General features: G+C 62.1%; 14 protein-coding genes. 11 read left to right on the top strand and 3 right to left on the bottom strand.

Annotated features, from left to right (window positions below; genetic code table 11):
* Positions 1–28: 28 nt before the first annotated feature.
* A complete protein-coding gene (locus tag NL123_RS27985) occupies positions 29–1,564 on the bottom strand; it encodes an HDOD domain-containing protein (protein ID WP_248485849.1) in 1,536 nt (511 codons plus the stop codon).
* Between the two features lie 166 nt (positions 1,565–1,730).
* Here NL123_RS27985 and motA point away from each other — a divergent pair, with 166 nt between their 5' ends.
* Both motA and motB read left to right on the top strand, forming a co-directional pair.
* Positions 1,731–2,582, top strand: coding sequence for a flagellar motor stator protein MotA (gene motA, locus NL123_RS27980; RefSeq protein ID WP_058423471.1), 852 nt, complete (start codon positions 1,731–1,733; stop codon positions 2,580–2,582).
* 3 nt (positions 2,583–2,585) lie between these two features.
* A complete protein-coding gene (gene motB / locus NL123_RS27975) occupies positions 2,586–3,605 on the top strand; it encodes a flagellar motor protein MotB (protein ID WP_248485850.1) in 1,020 nt (339 codons plus the stop codon).
* Positions 3,606–3,772: 167 nt separating this feature from the next.
* Here motB and rsgA read toward each other — a convergent pair whose 3' ends face one another.
* Complete coding sequence (gene rsgA, locus NL123_RS27970; RefSeq protein WP_017734951.1) at positions 3,773–4,804, bottom strand: small ribosomal subunit biogenesis GTPase RsgA; 1,032 nt, start codon at positions 4,802–4,804, stop codon at positions 3,773–3,775.
* Positions 4,805–4,912: 108 nt separating this feature from the next.
* On the opposite strand from rsgA, the gene orn reads away from it, so the two are divergent.
* Together orn and NL123_RS27960 are read left to right on the top strand one after the other, a co-directional pair.
* Entirely contained in the window at positions 4,913–5,455 is a 543-nt protein-coding gene (gene orn, locus NL123_RS27965; protein WP_248485852.1) for an oligoribonuclease, read from the top strand.
* Between the two features lie 50 nt (positions 5,456–5,505).
* On the top strand, positions 5,506–6,120 hold the full coding sequence (locus NL123_RS27960) for a trimeric intracellular cation channel family protein (RefSeq protein ID WP_248485853.1): 615 nt from the start codon (positions 5,506–5,508) through the stop codon (positions 6,118–6,120).
* On the opposite strand, the gene queG is transcribed toward NL123_RS27960, so the two are convergent.
* Positions 6,117–7,181 carry a tRNA epoxyqueuosine(34) reductase QueG gene (gene queG / locus NL123_RS27955; protein ID WP_248485854.1) on the bottom strand — a complete coding sequence of 355 codons (1,065 nt, stop codon included), beginning with the start codon at positions 7,179–7,181 and terminating at the stop codon, positions 6,117–6,119. The two genes, NL123_RS27960 and queG, sit on opposite strands and share 4 nt — an antisense overlap.
* A 63-nt stretch (positions 7,182–7,244) precedes the next feature.
* Between queG and NL123_RS27950 the strand changes: the two genes are divergently transcribed.
* The 7 genes from NL123_RS27950 (at position 7,245) to hflX (ending at position 14,556) form a co-directional block, all read left to right on the top strand.
* Positions 7,245–8,105 (top strand): NAD(P)H-hydrate dehydratase, encoded by an 861-nt coding sequence (locus NL123_RS27950; RefSeq protein ID WP_248485855.1) that lies wholly within the window; start codon positions 7,245–7,247, stop codon positions 8,103–8,105.
* Positions 8,093–8,563, top strand: a complete 471-nt coding sequence (gene tsaE / locus NL123_RS27945; RefSeq protein WP_071497202.1) for a tRNA (adenosine(37)-N6)-threonylcarbamoyltransferase complex ATPase subunit type 1 TsaE — start codon at positions 8,093–8,095, stop codon at positions 8,561–8,563. The genes NL123_RS27950 and tsaE overlap by 13 nt, the downstream gene beginning before the upstream one ends.
* A 15-nt stretch (positions 8,564–8,578) precedes the next feature.
* On the top strand, positions 8,579–10,000 hold the full coding sequence (locus NL123_RS27940) for an N-acetylmuramoyl-L-alanine amidase (RefSeq protein ID WP_248485856.1): 1,422 nt from the start codon (positions 8,579–8,581) through the stop codon (positions 9,998–10,000).
* Positions 10,000–11,916 (top strand): DNA mismatch repair endonuclease MutL, encoded by a 1,917-nt coding sequence (mutL, locus tag NL123_RS27935; RefSeq protein ID WP_248485857.1) that lies wholly within the window; start codon positions 10,000–10,002, stop codon positions 11,914–11,916. Before NL123_RS27940 ends, mutL begins: the two co-directional genes overlap by 1 nt.
* Positions 11,916–12,887 (top strand): tRNA (adenosine(37)-N6)-dimethylallyltransferase MiaA, encoded by a 972-nt coding sequence (miaA, locus tag NL123_RS27930; protein WP_248485858.1) that lies wholly within the window; start codon positions 11,916–11,918, stop codon positions 12,885–12,887. Before mutL ends, miaA begins: the two co-directional genes overlap by 1 nt.
* A 94-nt stretch (positions 12,888–12,981) precedes the next feature.
* The gene (gene hfq / locus NL123_RS27925) at positions 12,982–13,242 is read left to right on the top strand and encodes an RNA chaperone Hfq (RefSeq protein ID WP_248485859.1); all 261 of its coding nucleotides are present in this window, start codon (positions 12,982–12,984) and stop codon (positions 13,240–13,242) included.
* Positions 13,243–13,254: 12 nt separating this feature from the next.
* Positions 13,255–14,556 carry a ribosome rescue GTPase HflX gene (gene hflX / locus NL123_RS27920; protein ID WP_071491677.1) on the top strand — a complete coding sequence of 434 codons (1,302 nt, stop codon included), beginning with the start codon at positions 13,255–13,257 and terminating at the stop codon, positions 14,554–14,556.
* Positions 14,557–14,575 lie beyond the last annotated feature (19 nt).

Raw genomic sequence — 14,575 nt, 5'->3', positions numbered from 1 at the left:
ATAAAAGACGGCGATTGTAGCGCAAGCATCAGGCGCTGCGGTTGGTAAAGCAGTGCAGGGCTTTTTCGATGCATTGGGCGGTTTTGCCGAAGGCCTGCACGGTGGTTTCCGAGAACGGCCCGCCACCCTGGTCGGCCACCATCAGCATCACCACCTTGCCATTGCAACTCAGGGAGCGCAGCAGCAGATGTTCGCCGGTGAACAGGCGGCGCAGGATCGGCGGCAGCAACGCTGAGAACTGGGCATGGTTTTCGGGGTTGAGGCGCACCTGGGCGGACTTTTCCAGCAGACGTTGCAGCAGGGTGCTGTTGACCACGTCCAGGCTCAGGTTGGCGGCGTCCTTGGGCAGGCCATCGACCTGGTGCACGCGCAAGGTACTCAAGGCGCGATCGGCCATCAGCAGCATGACCCGCTGCATGCCACTGGCGACCAAGGCCTCTTTGGCGCACGTGGTCAGGTGCATCGCGTTGGCAAAGCGGCTCGGTTCCACCAAGAGTTCAGTGCAGCGCTTGCGCCACACGGCCAGGGCCTCGGCGGTGGGCGGTGGCGCCGGCAGCAGGCCGCGATGAATCTTCGCCACATGCCACGGCCAGATCAGCGACAGCGCCGGGTGCCAGAGGTCGGGCATCAGGGTGGTACGGGCACTGGTGACAGCTTGTTGGTGGACCAGTTGCTGCACCTCGCCCAACGGTTGTTGCAGGTACAGCGCTGTGAGCAACTGCCAGCGTTCGGTGTGCGGGCAGGTCCAGGATTCCTGGGCCGACATCGCCAGGCCGTTGGCCAGCAACACGGTATTGGCCGGCTGGTTCAGCCAGCGCCGCAGGTTGGGTTCGGCGTCGAGCAATTGCTGATGGCGCAGTGGGTCGTCCTCACGGGCGATATGCAGGGCCTTGACCAGCAGGCGCTGCTCGCTCATCAGCAACTTATAGCCCTGGGACACCCAGATCGGCAGGTGCCAGGCTTCGGTCAGGCCGACGCACAGGTCCAGCAGGCGTATGCCGAACAGTTCCTGCTCGACCGCGCGGGCTGACTGGCCCTTGTGGATAACCCGCAGCTCCCACTCCTCCAGAAGCTTGGGGTAGGCCACCGCCATCGGCCACAGTGGCGACAGGAACAACAGGCTGCCCCAGTGGATGTCCTGCCACAGCCGCGCCAGGCGACTGCCGAACAAACCGTTGGCCTGCTGCGACGCGTGCTGGCTGACCAGCAACAGTTGGCGCAATGCCACGGGGATCTCGTGTGCGGGCACCGAGGGCAGGCGCGCCAGCAATTCTTCGGCGCGCTTGAGGCCCAGGCGATTGAGCGCCACCTCGAGGTTTTCCGCCGGTTCCGCCAGGCTGCCATGGGTGTGGCTGTTGGCCTCGCGCATCACGCTGAGCACCAGGGCCGGGCTGTTTTGCATCAGCTCGGCAATATCCCGCAACGAACTGCGGTTATCACGGATGCCTTTGCACACGCGGTCGTGGCTGGCCTGGGGAACGGGCAGCAGCACATCGTCCAGGCGCTTGATCCAAGCGGCGAGAGAGTTGGGTTTTGCAGTTGGGACTGTCGTTTCATTAGCCATGATTGGGGCGCGATCATCACTTGCGGTCTACACGCCCGGAGCGGGCCGAACTGGCTTTTCGCCTTAACGGGCTATAGTCTGGCGCAGTTTTGCCGATAAGTAGAACAAGAGTTTTCTGCTACACCCAATATGTCCATGAACCCGACGGCGCAAGTACTCATCTCCTATGGCTAAAATTATCGGCATCATCGTCGTCTTCGCAAGCGTGCTCGGCGGGTACGTCCTGTCCCACGGTAAAATCGCTGCGCTGATCCAGCCTTTCGAGGTGATGATCATCGGCGGTGCGGCACTGGGTGCATTCCTGCAGGCGAACCCCGGCTACATGACCATGCACGTGATCAAGAAGTCGCTGGGCATGTTCGGTTCGCGCTTCACCCATACCTTCTACCTGGAGGTGTTGGGCCTGGTCTACGAGATCCTCAACAAGAGCCGCCGCGAAGGCATGATGGCCATCGAGGCCGACATCGAAGACGCCGCCGCCAGCCCGATTTTCGCCAAGTACCCGGCCGTGCTCAAAGATGAGCGCATGACCGCCTACATCTGTGACTACCTGCGCATCATGTCCTCCGGCAACATGGCCCCCCACGAGCTGGAAGGCCTGTTCGACATGGAGTTGTTCAGCCTCAAGGAAGAGCTGGAGCACCCCTCCCACGCGGTGACCGGCATCGCTGATGGTATGCCGGGTTTCGGTATCGTCGCGGCGGTACTCGGTATCGTGGTGACCATGGCATCCCTGGGTGAGGGCGACCAGGCCGCTATCGGCATGCACGTGGGTGCGGCGCTGGTCGGTACCTTCTTCGGTATTCTCGCGGCCTATGGCTTCTTCGGCCCGCTGGCGACTTCCCTGGCCCATGACGCCAAGGAAGAAGTGAACCTGTACGAGTCGATCAAGGCCAGCCTGGTTGCTTCCGCTTCCGGCATGCCGCCGTCGCTGGCGGTGGAGTTCGGCCGCAAAGTGCTGTACCCCAAGCATCGCCCAAGCTTCGCCGAGCTGGAACAAGCGGTTCGCGGTCGCTAAGCCATGGAAAACAACCAGCCGATAATCATCAAGCGCGTCAAGCGCTTCGCTGCGGGGCACCATGGTGGCGCCTGGAAAATCGCCTTCGCCGACTTTGCGACGGCGATGATGGCGTTCTTCCTGGTGCTGTGGCTGATGTCCACCGCCACGCCGGAACAGAAGATCGCCATTGCCGGCTACTTCAAGGACCCGATTGGTTTCTCGGAAAGCGGCACGCCCTTCGTGATCGACCTGGGCGGCTCGCCGCAGTTGGCGCCTGAGCGCACCATCAACCCGGAGGTCAAGACCGAAGCGCCTCAGGAAAAAATCCCGATCGAGCGCGATACTGTCGAGTCGATGGCCGAACAGGTCGAGCAGGAGCGTCTTGAACTGTTGCTGCAAGAACTGCAGACCAAGGTTGAGGAAAACCCGCAACTGTTGAAGTTCAAGGATCAGATTTCATTCGAGATCACCCCGGACGGCTTGCGCATCCAGATCACCGACGCAGCCAACCGCCCGATGTTCGACTCCGGCAGTGCGCGCTTGAAGCCGTACTTTGAAGACATCCTGCTGGCCATGGCCGACACCATCAAGGCGGTGCCGAACAAGATCAGCATCAGTGGCCACACCGACGCCAAGCCGTATGCAGGGCAGGGCGACTTCGGCAACTGGGAGCTTTCCGCCAACCGCGCCAACGCCGCACGCCGTGCGCTGGTGGCCGGCAGCTACCCGGACCCGCAAGTGGCGCGCGTGGTAGGGTTTGCATCGTCGCAGCTGTTTGACCCCAAGGACCCGTTCAACCCGATCAACCGCCGTATCGATATCGTGGTGCTGACCAAAAAGGCCCAACGTGCGATCGAAGGTGACCAGCCCCCAGCGGCGCAACCTACTCCGGGGGCCGGCGCGCCGGGTGAAGTACCGGCCGATCCGAACGCGATTCCGCCAGGACAGGAGCCGTTGCCGGCGCATGAGCTGCGTCAGAAGCTGAACCTGTTTGATGACGGTGGGGTGAAGGATCCTACGGTGCCTAAGACGGGTTCTTAGGCAACTAAGGTCTTTTTGTGGTGAGCGGGCTTGTCCCGCGTAGGGCTGCAAAGCAGCCCTGGCCCGAACGACGCATTCCCTCCAGATAAAACGCGTCATTAGGCTTCGGGGCTGCTGCGCAGCCCAACGCGGGACAAGCCCGCTCGCCACAATGTTGTCTGTGCGGCTCAATAACTGCTTTCGGGCAAACTCGCAATAATCGACCGATAGCTGTTCATCCGCTGCTGCTGCACGCGCCCATCTTCCAGGGCCTTGAGCAACGCACAGCCCGGTTCGCGGTCGTGTTTGCAGTCGCGGAAGCGGCAGGTGCCGATCAGGTCGTTGAATTCGATAAAGCCCGCTTCGACATCGCTGCGGCTGACGTGGCCGAGGCCGAATTCGCGGATACCGGGGGAGTCGATCAGCTCGCCGCCGCCGGGGAAGTGGAACAACCGTGCGGTGGTGGTGGTGTGGGTGCCCTGGCCGGACAGTTCCGACAGTGGGCCTACGCGGGTGTCGACTTCCGGCAGCAGGCTGTTGACCAGCGAAGATTTACCTACGCCGGACTGGCCCACGAACACGCTGATGCGTCCGTCCAACTGCTGTTGCAGCTGTTCCATGCCATTACCGTGATGCGCCGAAACCTCCAGCACGGGGTAGCCGAGGGTGCGGTACACCGCCAGTAACGCGTTGAGCGCCGGGGCATTCTGCTCGTCGATCAGGTCGAATTTGTTCAGCAGCAACAGCGGGCGGATGCCGGCATGCTCGGCCGCCACCAGGTAGCGGTCGATCAGGTTGGCATGGGGCTCGGGCAGTGGCGCAAACACGATCACGATCATGTCGACGTTGGCGGCTACCGGCTTGAGCTGGCCACGGCTATCCGGGCGGCGCAGTTCGGTGGTGCGCGGCAGTTGGGCGACGATCACGCCGATGCCCTGGTTGCCGGCACGCCACACAACCTTGTCGCCTGTGACCAGCGCCGGCAGGTTGGCGCGCAAGTGGCAGCGGAACACCTGGCCTGCGAGTTCGCCTTCGAGCGCCTCGACTTCGACCTGCACGCCGAAGTGCGCGATCACCAGGCCTGTTTGTTCAGGGCCGAGGTCGCCGCCCTCGAGCGCTTCCACGGCGGAGGATTCACGTTTGGCGGCGCGCGCGGCGCGTTCACCCTGAATCTTTTCGATGCGCCAGTTTTGGCGACGGTTGAGCTGGCGTTTGGCCATTGGTGTTCCGTGTCGATAATGCAAAGGTTGGGTAAAACGGTCGCGAGTCTAGCACGGCCCCGCCTGCTAAACTGCGCAGCTACGCCAAGGTGCCAAGAGAATCAAACCATGCAAAACCCACAGAACCTGATTTGGATCGATCTGGAAATGACCGGCCTGAACCCTGACACCGACGTCATCATCGAGATGGCCACCATTGTCACCGACAGCAACCTCAACACCTTGGCCGAAGGTCCGGTGATCGCCATCCACCACAGCGACGCCGTGCTCGGCACCATGGACGAGTGGAACACCCGCACCCACGGCAACTCCGGCCTGACCCAGCGCGTGCGTGACAGCCGCGTCAGCATGGCCGAAGCCGAAGCCGAAACCATCGCCTTCCTGGAAAAGTGGGTGCCCAAGGGCAAGTCGCCGATCTGCGGCAACAGCATCTGCCAGGATCGCCGCTTCCTCTATACGCATATGAAAGCGCTGGAAAGCTATTTCCATTACCGTAATCTCGACGTATCCACCTTGAAAGAACTGGCTGCCCGCTGGGCGCCGGAAGTGAAGGACAGCTTCCATAAAGGCAGCACGCACCTGGCGCTGGATGATATCCGCGAGTCGATTGCCGAGCTGCAGCATTACCGCAAGCATTTCATCAAGGCCTGAACTCCCTCAATGGTGAGCCGGCTCGCCACAGTTTTGCAAGGATCGCCCTCATGCTGCTGATGCTCTACCTCATCGCCATCACTGCCGAAGCCATGACCGGCGCGCTGTCCGCCGGGCGGCGGGGTATGGACTGGTTTGGTGTGGTGCTGATCGCCTGCGTGACGGCGCTGGGTGGCGGGTCGGTGCGCGATGTGCTGCTGGGGCATTACCCGCTGACCTGGGTCAAGCATCCGGAATACCTGGTGCTGACCTCCGTCGCCGCGCTGGTGACGATCTTTATCGCGCCGCTGATGCGCCGCCTGCGTTCGTTGTTCCTGGCATTGGACGCCCTGGGCCTGGTGGCCTTCACCCTGATCGGCAGCATGACTGCCCTGGAAATGGGCCATGGCATGCTGGTGGCGTCGGTCAGCGGCGTAATCACCGGCGTTTTCGGTGGCATCCTGCGGGATATCTTCTGCAACGACATCCCGCTGATCTTCCGCCGTGAGCTGTACGCCAGCGTGTCGTTCCTGGCCGCCTGGTTCTACATGCTGTGCCTTTATCTGGAGCTGCCCAGTGAGCAATCGATCCTGCTGACGCTGTTCAGCGGCTTTCTACTGCGCTTGCTGGCGATCCGTTTCCACTGGGAAATGCCCAAGTTCGTCTACAACGACGACGTGCACTAGCGCGTCGCGTGCTGGTTCAGTGCCCATTCCACATGTTCGCGCACCAGCTCCGAGGGATACTCCCGCCGCGCCTTCAAGGCTTCCAGCACGGGAATGCTCGACGGCGCGTTGCCCAGGCCTACCGCCAGGTTGCGCAACCAACGCTCATAGCCTGCGCGGCGCAGGGGTGAACCTTCGGTACTGCTGAGGAATTTATCCTCGTCCCACATAAACAACTCGGCCAGTTCGGCGTTATCCAGGTTGTGGCGTGGCTTGAAATCGCTTTCGGTGGTGGCGCGGGCGAAACGATTCCATGGGCAAACGATCTGACAGTCATCGCAACCGAACACGCGGTTGCCGATCAACGGGCGCAGGTCTTCGGGGATCGCGTTCTTGAGCTCGATGGTCAGGTAGGAAATGCAGCGCCGGGCGTCCAGCACGTAGGGGCCGACAAAGGCATTGGTGGGGCAGATGTCCAGGCAGGCGGTGCAGCGCCCGCAATGTTCGGTGCTATGAGGTTCGTCCACCGGCAGCGGCAGGTCGACAAACAGCTCGCTCAGGAAGAAGTAGCTGCCCGCCTTGCGATTGAGCACCAGGGTGTTCTTGCCGATCCAGCCCAGCCCGGCTTTTTCGGCGATGGCTTTTTCCAGCACCGGTGCGCTGTCGACGAAGGCACGGAAGCCGAAGGGGCCGATCTGCGCCTGGATACGGTCAGCCAGTTGCTGCACGCGCTTGCGGATCAGCTTGTGGTAGTCGCGGCCCAGGGCGTAACGCGAGATATAGGCTTTTTCCGGCTTGGCCAGCAGTTGCGCCATTTGTGTGTCGCCGGGCAGGTAGTCCATGCGCAGCGAGACCACGCGCAAGGTGCCGGGCACCAACTCCTCCGGATGGGAGCGTTTGCTGCCATGGGCGCCCATGTAATCCATCTCGCCGTGATAGCCCGCGTCGAGCCAGCGTTGCAGGTGCTGTTCATGCTCGGCCAGGTCCAGGCCGCTTATGCCGACTTGCTGAAAGCCCAGCTCGCGGCCCCAGTCTTTGATCGATTGGGCGAGGGCAGGCAGATCGGTGGTGATGGCAGGCATGAGACAAGGGAAACCGCAGGTTAGATAGGTATAATTCTGCCAGACATCGGAGCTTGAAGACGCATGCCGCAGACAAAACACGCAATAACCGACGTACAACCGCTGTTGCACGGCCATTTGCCGCAACTCGCTGCGCGTTCCCCGGACGCCCATAAAGGCCAGTTCGGCCACCTGTTGGTCATCGGCGGTGACCGCGGCTTTGGCGGCGCCGCGCTGCTGAGTGCCGAAAGCGCCCTGCGCAGCGGCGCGGGCATGGTGTCCCTGGCGACGCGCCTGGAACATGTGCCCGCGGCCCTGGCGCGCCTGCCGGAAGTCATGACCGTTGGGGTGAGCTCGGCCAATCAATTGATGGGCCCGCTGGAAAAGATCTCAGTCATCGTGATCGGACCTGGACTCGGTGATGCGTCCTGGGGCAAAAGCCTGCTTTCCGTCGCCGCCAACGCCACCCTGCCGCAGGTGTGGGATGCCGACGCGTTGAATCAGCTCGCCACCGGCAGTGTCACTCTGCCGGCTGATTGCGTGATCACCCCGCATCCGGGGGAGGCGGCGCGCTTGTTGGGCATATCGACAGCCGAGGTTCAGGCCGATCGTCTTAAGGTAGCGCGCGCGTTGAGCCAGAAATTCAACGCAGTGGCTATTCTCAAGGGCGCAGGCAGTTTGATTGCCAGCCCGGACGGGCGCGTTTCACGCTGTGACCAAGGCCACCCGGCGATGGCCACGGCAGGGCTGGGCGACGTGTTGGCCGGCCTGGTGGGTGCACTGCTGGCCCAAGGCATGCCCGCCTATGAGGCAAGCTGCCTGGCTGTGTGGCTGCACGCGACGGCGGGAGATCGCCAGGGGACGTTCGGTCGCGGGTTGGCCGCCAGTGACCTGATCCCTGCCATTCGTCAATTGCTGGAGGAGCAGTCACCGTGTCTGAAGTAATTCTTTTCCTGGCCGATGAAGAGGCCATGGTTGCCTTCGGTCAGCGCATCGCCCAGGTCACGGCGGGAGCGGGGCTGATCTTTCTCGAAGGCGACCTGGGGGCGGGCAAGACCACGCTGTCGCGGGGGATCATTCGCGGGCTGGGCCACACGGGGGCGGTAAAAAGCCCGACGTTCACCCTGGTAGAACCCTACGAAATCGGCGACGTGCGAGCGTTCCATTTCGACCTCTATCGCCTGGTCGATCCCGAAGAACTGGAATACATGGGGATCCGGGATTACTTCGACGAAGATGCGCTGTGCCTGATCGAGTGGCCAGATAAAGGCACAGGCTTTTTGCCAAAGCCTGACCTGACCATTACCATTACGCCGCATGAGCATGGACGTCAGTTGAAGTTGTTGCCCCAGAGCGTGCGCGGCCAGTCGTGGTGCGCGGCTTTGGCATTGGAATTCAAATAATTGGTGGGGTTAGGTATGCGCTTTCGCGCGTTGGTTGCTGTCGTGGGGGTGTTGCTTGCGGCAATGACTGTCAATGCTCTGGCTGCTTCACAGGTGAAGAGTGTTCGCCTGTGGCGAGCGCCGGATAACACGCGCCTGGTGTTCGACCTGTCTGGCCCGGTCCAGCACAGCGTCTTTACCCTGACGTCGCCTGATCGCCTGGTGATCGATATCAACGGCGCGACCCTGGCCGCGCCGTTGAAAGTCTCCACCACCAATACCCCGATTACCGCCATGCGCTCGGCCCAACGCACGCCGACCGATTTGCGCGTGGTCATCGACCTGAAAAAGGTCGTGACCCCGAAAAGCTTCTCCCTGGCGCCCAACGCCCAGTATGGCAACCGGCTGGTGGTCGACCTGTTCGACAACGCCGCCGATGCCGCGCCGCCGCCTGCGCCCACCCCGAGCGTGGCAACGGTGCCGGCGGTGCCGGTCAACCCGTCGCAACCGCAGGTCAAGCTGCCACCGCCGCCACCGGCCCCGGCCGGCAAACGCGACATTATTGTTGTGATCGATGCCGGTCACGGCGGCGAAGACCCGGGGGCTTCCGGCTCGCGCGGCCAGCATGAAAAAGACGTGGTACTTGCCATCGCCCGCGAGCTGCAGCGCCAGGTCAATGGCATGAAAGGCTACCGTGCCGAGCTGACCCGTACCGGCGACTACTTCATTCCGCTGCGCGGCCGTACCGAAATCGCCCGCAAGAAAGGCGCCGACCTGTTTGTGTCGATCCACGCCGACGCCGCGCCTTCGGCCGCTGCCTTTGGCGCTTCGGTGTTTGCCCTGTCGGATCGCGGCGCTACGTCCGAGACCGCGCGCTGGCTGGCCGACAGCGAAAACCGTTCCGACCTGATCGGCGGCGCCGGCAACGTGTCCCTCGATGACAAGGACAAAATGCTCGCCGGCGTGCTGCTCGACCTGTCGATGACTGCGTCGCTGACCTCCAGCCTGAACGTGGGCCAGAAGGTGCTGAGCAACATCGGCCGGGTCACCTCGCTGCACAAGCAGCGTGTGGAACAGGCCGGGTTCATGGTGCTGAAATCGCCGGATATCCCCTCGATCCTGGTGGAAACCGGGTTTATCTCCAACTCCAACGAGGCCTCGAAACTGGCCAGCGCCAGTCACCAGCAGGCGCTGGCGCGTTCGATCAGCGCCGGTATCCGCCAGTTCTTCCAGCAGAACCCGCCGCCGGGCACCTATATCGCCTGGCTGCGTGACTCGGGGAAAATCGCCCAAGGCCCGCGTGACCATCGTGTGCAGCCGGGCGACACCCTGGCCATGCTGGCGGTGCGGTTCCAGGTGTCGGCCGCGACCTTGCGCAGCGCCAACAACCTGAAAACCGATGAATTGAAAGTCGGCCAGGTGTTGACCATCCCCGGCACTGAATTGGCGGCACAATAATGAGTGAATCACTCCTCGACAGCGGATCGCGCATTGAGCTGCTGAGCCCGCGCCTTGCCAACCAGATTGCCGCCGGCGAGGTGGTCGAGCGCCCGGCGTCGGTGATCAAGGAACTGCTGGAAAACAGCATCGACTCCGGCGCCAAGCGCATTGATGTCGATGTGGAGCAGGGCGGCGTCAAGTTGTTGCGCGTGCGTGACGATGGCAGCGGCATTTCCGCCGATGACCTGCCGCTGGCCCTGGCGCGTCACGCCACCAGCAAGATTCGCGACCTGGAAGACCTTGAGCGGGTGATGAGCCTGGGCTTTCGTGGTGAGGCGCTGGCCTCCATCAGTTCCGTGGCCCGTCTGACCCTGACCTCCCGCACCCGCAGCGCCGAACAAGCCTGGCAAGTGGAAACCGAAGGTCGTGACATGGCGCCTCGGGTCCAGCCGGCGGCACACCCGGTCGGCACTTCGGTGGAAGTGCGCGACCTGTTCTTCAACACCCCGGCGCGACGCAAATTCCTCAAGGCCGAAAAAACCGAATTCGATCACCTGCAGGAAGTCATCAAGCGCCTGGCCCTGGCCCGCTTCGATGTAGCGTTCCACCTGCGCCATAACGGCAAGACCATCCTCAGCCTGCATGAAGCCAATGATGACGCCGCGCGTGCGCGCCGGGTGTCGGCGATTTGTGGTGCGGGCTTCCTGGAGCAGGCGCTGCCGATTGAAATCGAGCGCAATGGCTTGCGGTTGTGGGGCTGGGTCGGGTTGCCGACGTTCTCCCGTAGCCAGGCGGACTTGCAGTATTTCTTCGTGAACGGCCGTGCGGTACGCGACAAGCTGGTGGCCCACGCGGTGCGCCAGGCTTACCGCGACGTGCTGTTCAACGGGCGTCACCCGACGTTCGTGCTGTTCTTTGAGGTCGACCCATCGGTGGTGGACGTCAACGTGCACCCCACCAAGCACGAAGTGCGCTTTCGTGATGGTCGCATGGTGCATGACTTCCTCTATGGCACCTTGCACCGCACCCTGGGGGATGTGCGCCCGGATGATCAGTTGTCCGCGCCCATTGTGACGGCAGTGGTCCGCCCGAGTGGCCCGGAGGCCGGTGAGTTCGGCCCTCAGGGCGAAATGAGCCTGGCGGCAAATCTGTTGCAATCGCCGCAGTCGCAACCTTCTTATACCGCGCCGAATGCTGGCTCCGGCTCGGGTTATCAGTACCAATACACCCCGCGCCCGCAATCGGCGGTGCCGGTGGCCGAGGCCCAGGCCGCGTATCGCGAGTTTTTTGCGCCGCTGCCGGGGGCTGAGCCGGGTGCACCGGTCGCCTTACCGGAGGGCGGTGGTGATATTCCGCCGCTGGGTTATGCGTTGGCGCAGCTCAAGGGTATCTACATCCTGGCGGAGAACGCCCACGGCCTGGTGCTGGTGGACATGCACGCCGCCCACGAGCGGATCATGTACGAGCGCCTCAAGATCGCGATGGCCAGCGAAGGCCTCAGCGGGCAGCCGCTGCTGGTACCGGAATCCCTGGCAGTCAGCCAGCGTGAGGCCGATTGCGCCGAAGAGCATCACAGCGTGTTCCAGAAGCTGGGCTTTGAATTGCAACGCCTGGGCCCGGAAACCCTGGCCATCCGCCAGATTCCCGCGCTGCTCAAGCAGGCTGAGGCCAACCGGCTGGTGGCAGACGTGCTGGCAGACCTGATGGAGTACGGCACCAGTGACCGCATCCAGGCGCACATCAACGAGCTGCTCGGCACCATGGCCTGTCACGGCGCCATCCGTGCCAACCGCCGCCTGGCCCTGCCGGAAATGAACGGCTTGCTGCGCGATATGGAAAACACCGAGCGCAGCGGGCAATGCAACCATGGCCGACCGACCTGGACCCAGATGGGCCTGGACGATCTGGACAAACTGTTCCTGCGCGGCCGTTGATGAGTGCCTTGCCCCCCGCGATCTTCCTGATGGGCCCCACGGCCGCCGGCAAGACCGACCTGGCCATCGAACTGACCAAGGTGCTGCCGTGCGAGCTGATCAGTGTCGACTCTGCCCTGGTTTACCGGGACATGGACATCGGCACCGCCAAGCCTTCGAAAGAGCTGCTGGCCCAGCATCCACACCGGCTGATCGACATCATCGACCCGTCCGAGAGCTATTCGGCTGCAGATTTTCGCACCGATGCACTCGCCGCCATGGCCGACATCACCGCGCGGGGCAATATTCCGCTGCTGGTGGGCGGTACGATGCTCTACTACAAGGCGTTGCAGGAAGGCCTGGCGGACATGCCGCCGGCCGACGCCCAGGTGCGCGCCGAGCTTGAGGAAGAGGCTGCACGCCTTGGCTGGCAAGCCCTGCACGACCAGTTGGCGGCGGTCGACCCGGTCTCCGCCGCACGCATTCACCCCAACGACCCCCAGCGCCTCACCCGTGCCCTGGAAGTCTGGCGTGTGAGCGGGCAGACCATGACTGAACACCGCCTGAAACAAAGTGCGCAAAGTGCTGACGCAGGCGCTTCGGGACAGTCACAATTGCCCTATACTGTGGCGAATCTGGCCATCGCTCCGGCAAATCGCCAGGTGCTGCATGAACGAATTGCACAAAGATTCACAATTATGTTGGAACAGGGGTTTGTGGACGAGGTCGTAGCTCTGCGTTCCAGAGGTGACCTGCATCCAGGGTTACCTTCGATACGTGCCGTAGGCTATCGCCAAGTCTGGGATCATCTGGATGGCAAGCTGACGTCAGCCGAAATGCAGGAACGCGGCATCATTGCCACGCGCCAATTGGCGAAACGCCAGTTCACCTGGTTGCGCAGCTGGAGCGATTTGCACTGGCTGGACAGCCTGGACAGCGACAATCTGTCACGCGCCTTGAAATACTTGGGAACGGTCTCCATATTGAGCTGAGTCCTTGCAATTGCCGTCTATCCTTGGGGGTGTGACGGCCATAAGCTATCTATTTTCCGATTTTTTATTATTGATCCTTAAAGGAGTGCGGCACATGTCAAAAGGGCATTCGCTACAAGACCCTTACTTGAATACTTTACGTAAAGAGAAAGTGGGGGTTTCCATCTACCTGGTCAACGGTATCAAGCTGCAAGGCACGATCGAGTCGTTCGACCAGTTCGTGATCCTGCTGAAAAACACCGTCAGCCAGATGGTCTATAAGCACGCTATCTCGACAGTCGTTCCAGTTCGTCCAATCCGTCTGCCTAGCGCAACGGGTGATGAACAGGGTGACGTTGAGGCAGGTAACGCCTGATAGGAGTCTCCTTTGTTCTTTGAGCGCCACGGTGGTGGTGAGCGAGTGATCCTCGTTCACTTGGATGGACAGGACCCTGAGGCGCGCGAAGATCCGCAGGAGTTTCAGGAGTTGGCAAATTCGGCCGGCGCCGAGACCGTTGCGTTTTTTAACGTGCCGCGTCATCGGCCAACCGCCAAATTCCTGATTGGCAGCGGCAAGGTCGAGGAACTGCGCGACCTGGTCCACGCCGAAGAAGCCGATCTGGTGATCTTCAATCACATCCTCACGCCCAGTCAGGAACGTAACCTCGAACGTGTCTTCGAGTGTCGCGTGATCGACCGTACCGGTCTGATTCTCGATATTTTCGCCCAGCGCGCACGTACCCATGAAGGCAAGCTCCAGGTCGAACTGGCCCAGCTTGACCACATGAGCACCCGGCTGGTCCGCGGCTGGACTCACCTTGAGCGCCAGGGTGGCGGTATCGGTATGCGTGGCCCGGGTGAAACCCAGCTCGAAACCGACCGGCGCCTGCTGCGGGTTCGCCTGCGCCAGATCAAGGGCCGCCTCGAGAAAGTGCGCAGTCAACGCGAGCAATCGCGGCGGGGTCGTTCCCGCGCGGATATCCCAACCGTGTCCCTGGTGGGTTATACCAACGCCGGCAAATCCACACTGTTCAACAACGTGACGAAATCGGACGTGTACGCGGCCGACCAACTGTTCGCCACCCTCGACCCGACCCTGCGCCGTCTGGACCTTGACGACCTGGGGCCGATTGTCCTGGCCGATACCGTGGGTTTCATTCGTCACTTGCCGCACAAGCTGGTCGAGGCATTTCGGTCTACGCTCGAAGAGTCGAGCAATTCCGACTTGCTCCTGCACGTGATCGATGCGGCCGAACCGGATCGTATGTTGCAGATTGAACAGGTGATGCTGGTGCTGGGCGAGATTGGCGCCCAGGACTTGCCGATCCTCGAGGTCTATAACAAACTCGATTTGCTTGAAGGCGTTGAGCCACAAATCCAGCGCGATGAGAACGGCAAGCCCCAGCGGGTCTGGCTGTCGGCGCGTGATGGCAGTGGTCTCGAGTTGCTTGAACAAGCGATTGCCGAGTTGCTCGGCAGCGATTTGTTCGTTGGCACCTTGCGCTTGCCCCAGCGTTTTGCTCGACTGCGTGCACAGTTTTTCGAGTTGGGCGCGGTACAGAAAGAAGAACACGACGAAGAAGGTGTCAGCTTGCTGGCCGTTCGATTGCCGCGCTCGGAGCTGAATCGGCTGGTCAGCCGTGAAGGCGTGGTACCGACAGAGTTCATCGAACAACACACTTTGCAATAAAAGCCTCCTAAAGCGGTTG

The organism is Pseudomonas sp. FBCC-B1565 (genome assembly GCF_059133265.1).
The sequence above is the reverse complement of the archived record's forward strand: the minus strand, read 5'-3'. Positions and strand labels throughout refer to the sequence as shown.

Bases quoted from the DNA above. Each gene is read 5' to 3' on its own strand.
- hfq (WP_248485859.1), top strand. From the start codon at position 12,982: ATGTCAAAAGGGCATTCGCTACAAGACCCTTACTTGAATACTTTACGT.
- NL123_RS27960 (WP_248485853.1), top strand. From the start codon at position 5,506: ATGCTGCTGATGCTCTACCTCATCGCCATCACTGCCGAAGCCATGACC.
- rsgA (WP_017734951.1), bottom strand. From the start codon at position 4,804: ATGGCCAAACGCCAGCTCAACCGTCGCCAAAACTGGCGCATCGAAAAG.
- NL123_RS27985 (WP_248485849.1), bottom strand. From the start codon at position 1,564: ATGGCTAATGAAACGACAGTCCCAACTGCAAAACCCAACTCTCTCGCC.
- miaA (WP_248485858.1), top strand. From the start codon at position 11,916: ATGAGTGCCTTGCCCCCCGCGATCTTCCTGATGGGCCCCACGGCCGCC.
- NL123_RS27940 (WP_248485856.1), top strand. From the start codon at position 8,579: ATGCGCTTTCGCGCGTTGGTTGCTGTCGTGGGGGTGTTGCTTGCGGCA.
- motB (WP_248485850.1), top strand. From the start codon at position 2,586: ATGGAAAACAACCAGCCGATAATCATCAAGCGCGTCAAGCGCTTCGCT.
- queG (WP_248485854.1), bottom strand. From the start codon at position 7,181: ATGCCTGCCATCACCACCGATCTGCCTGCCCTCGCCCAATCGATCAAA.
- motA (WP_058423471.1), top strand. From the start codon at position 1,731: ATGGCTAAAATTATCGGCATCATCGTCGTCTTCGCAAGCGTGCTCGGC.
- NL123_RS27950 (WP_248485855.1), top strand. From the start codon at position 7,245: ATGCCGCAGACAAAACACGCAATAACCGACGTACAACCGCTGTTGCAC.
- orn (WP_248485852.1), top strand. From the start codon at position 4,913: ATGCAAAACCCACAGAACCTGATTTGGATCGATCTGGAAATGACCGGC.
- mutL (WP_248485857.1), top strand. From the start codon at position 10,000: ATGAGTGAATCACTCCTCGACAGCGGATCGCGCATTGAGCTGCTGAGC.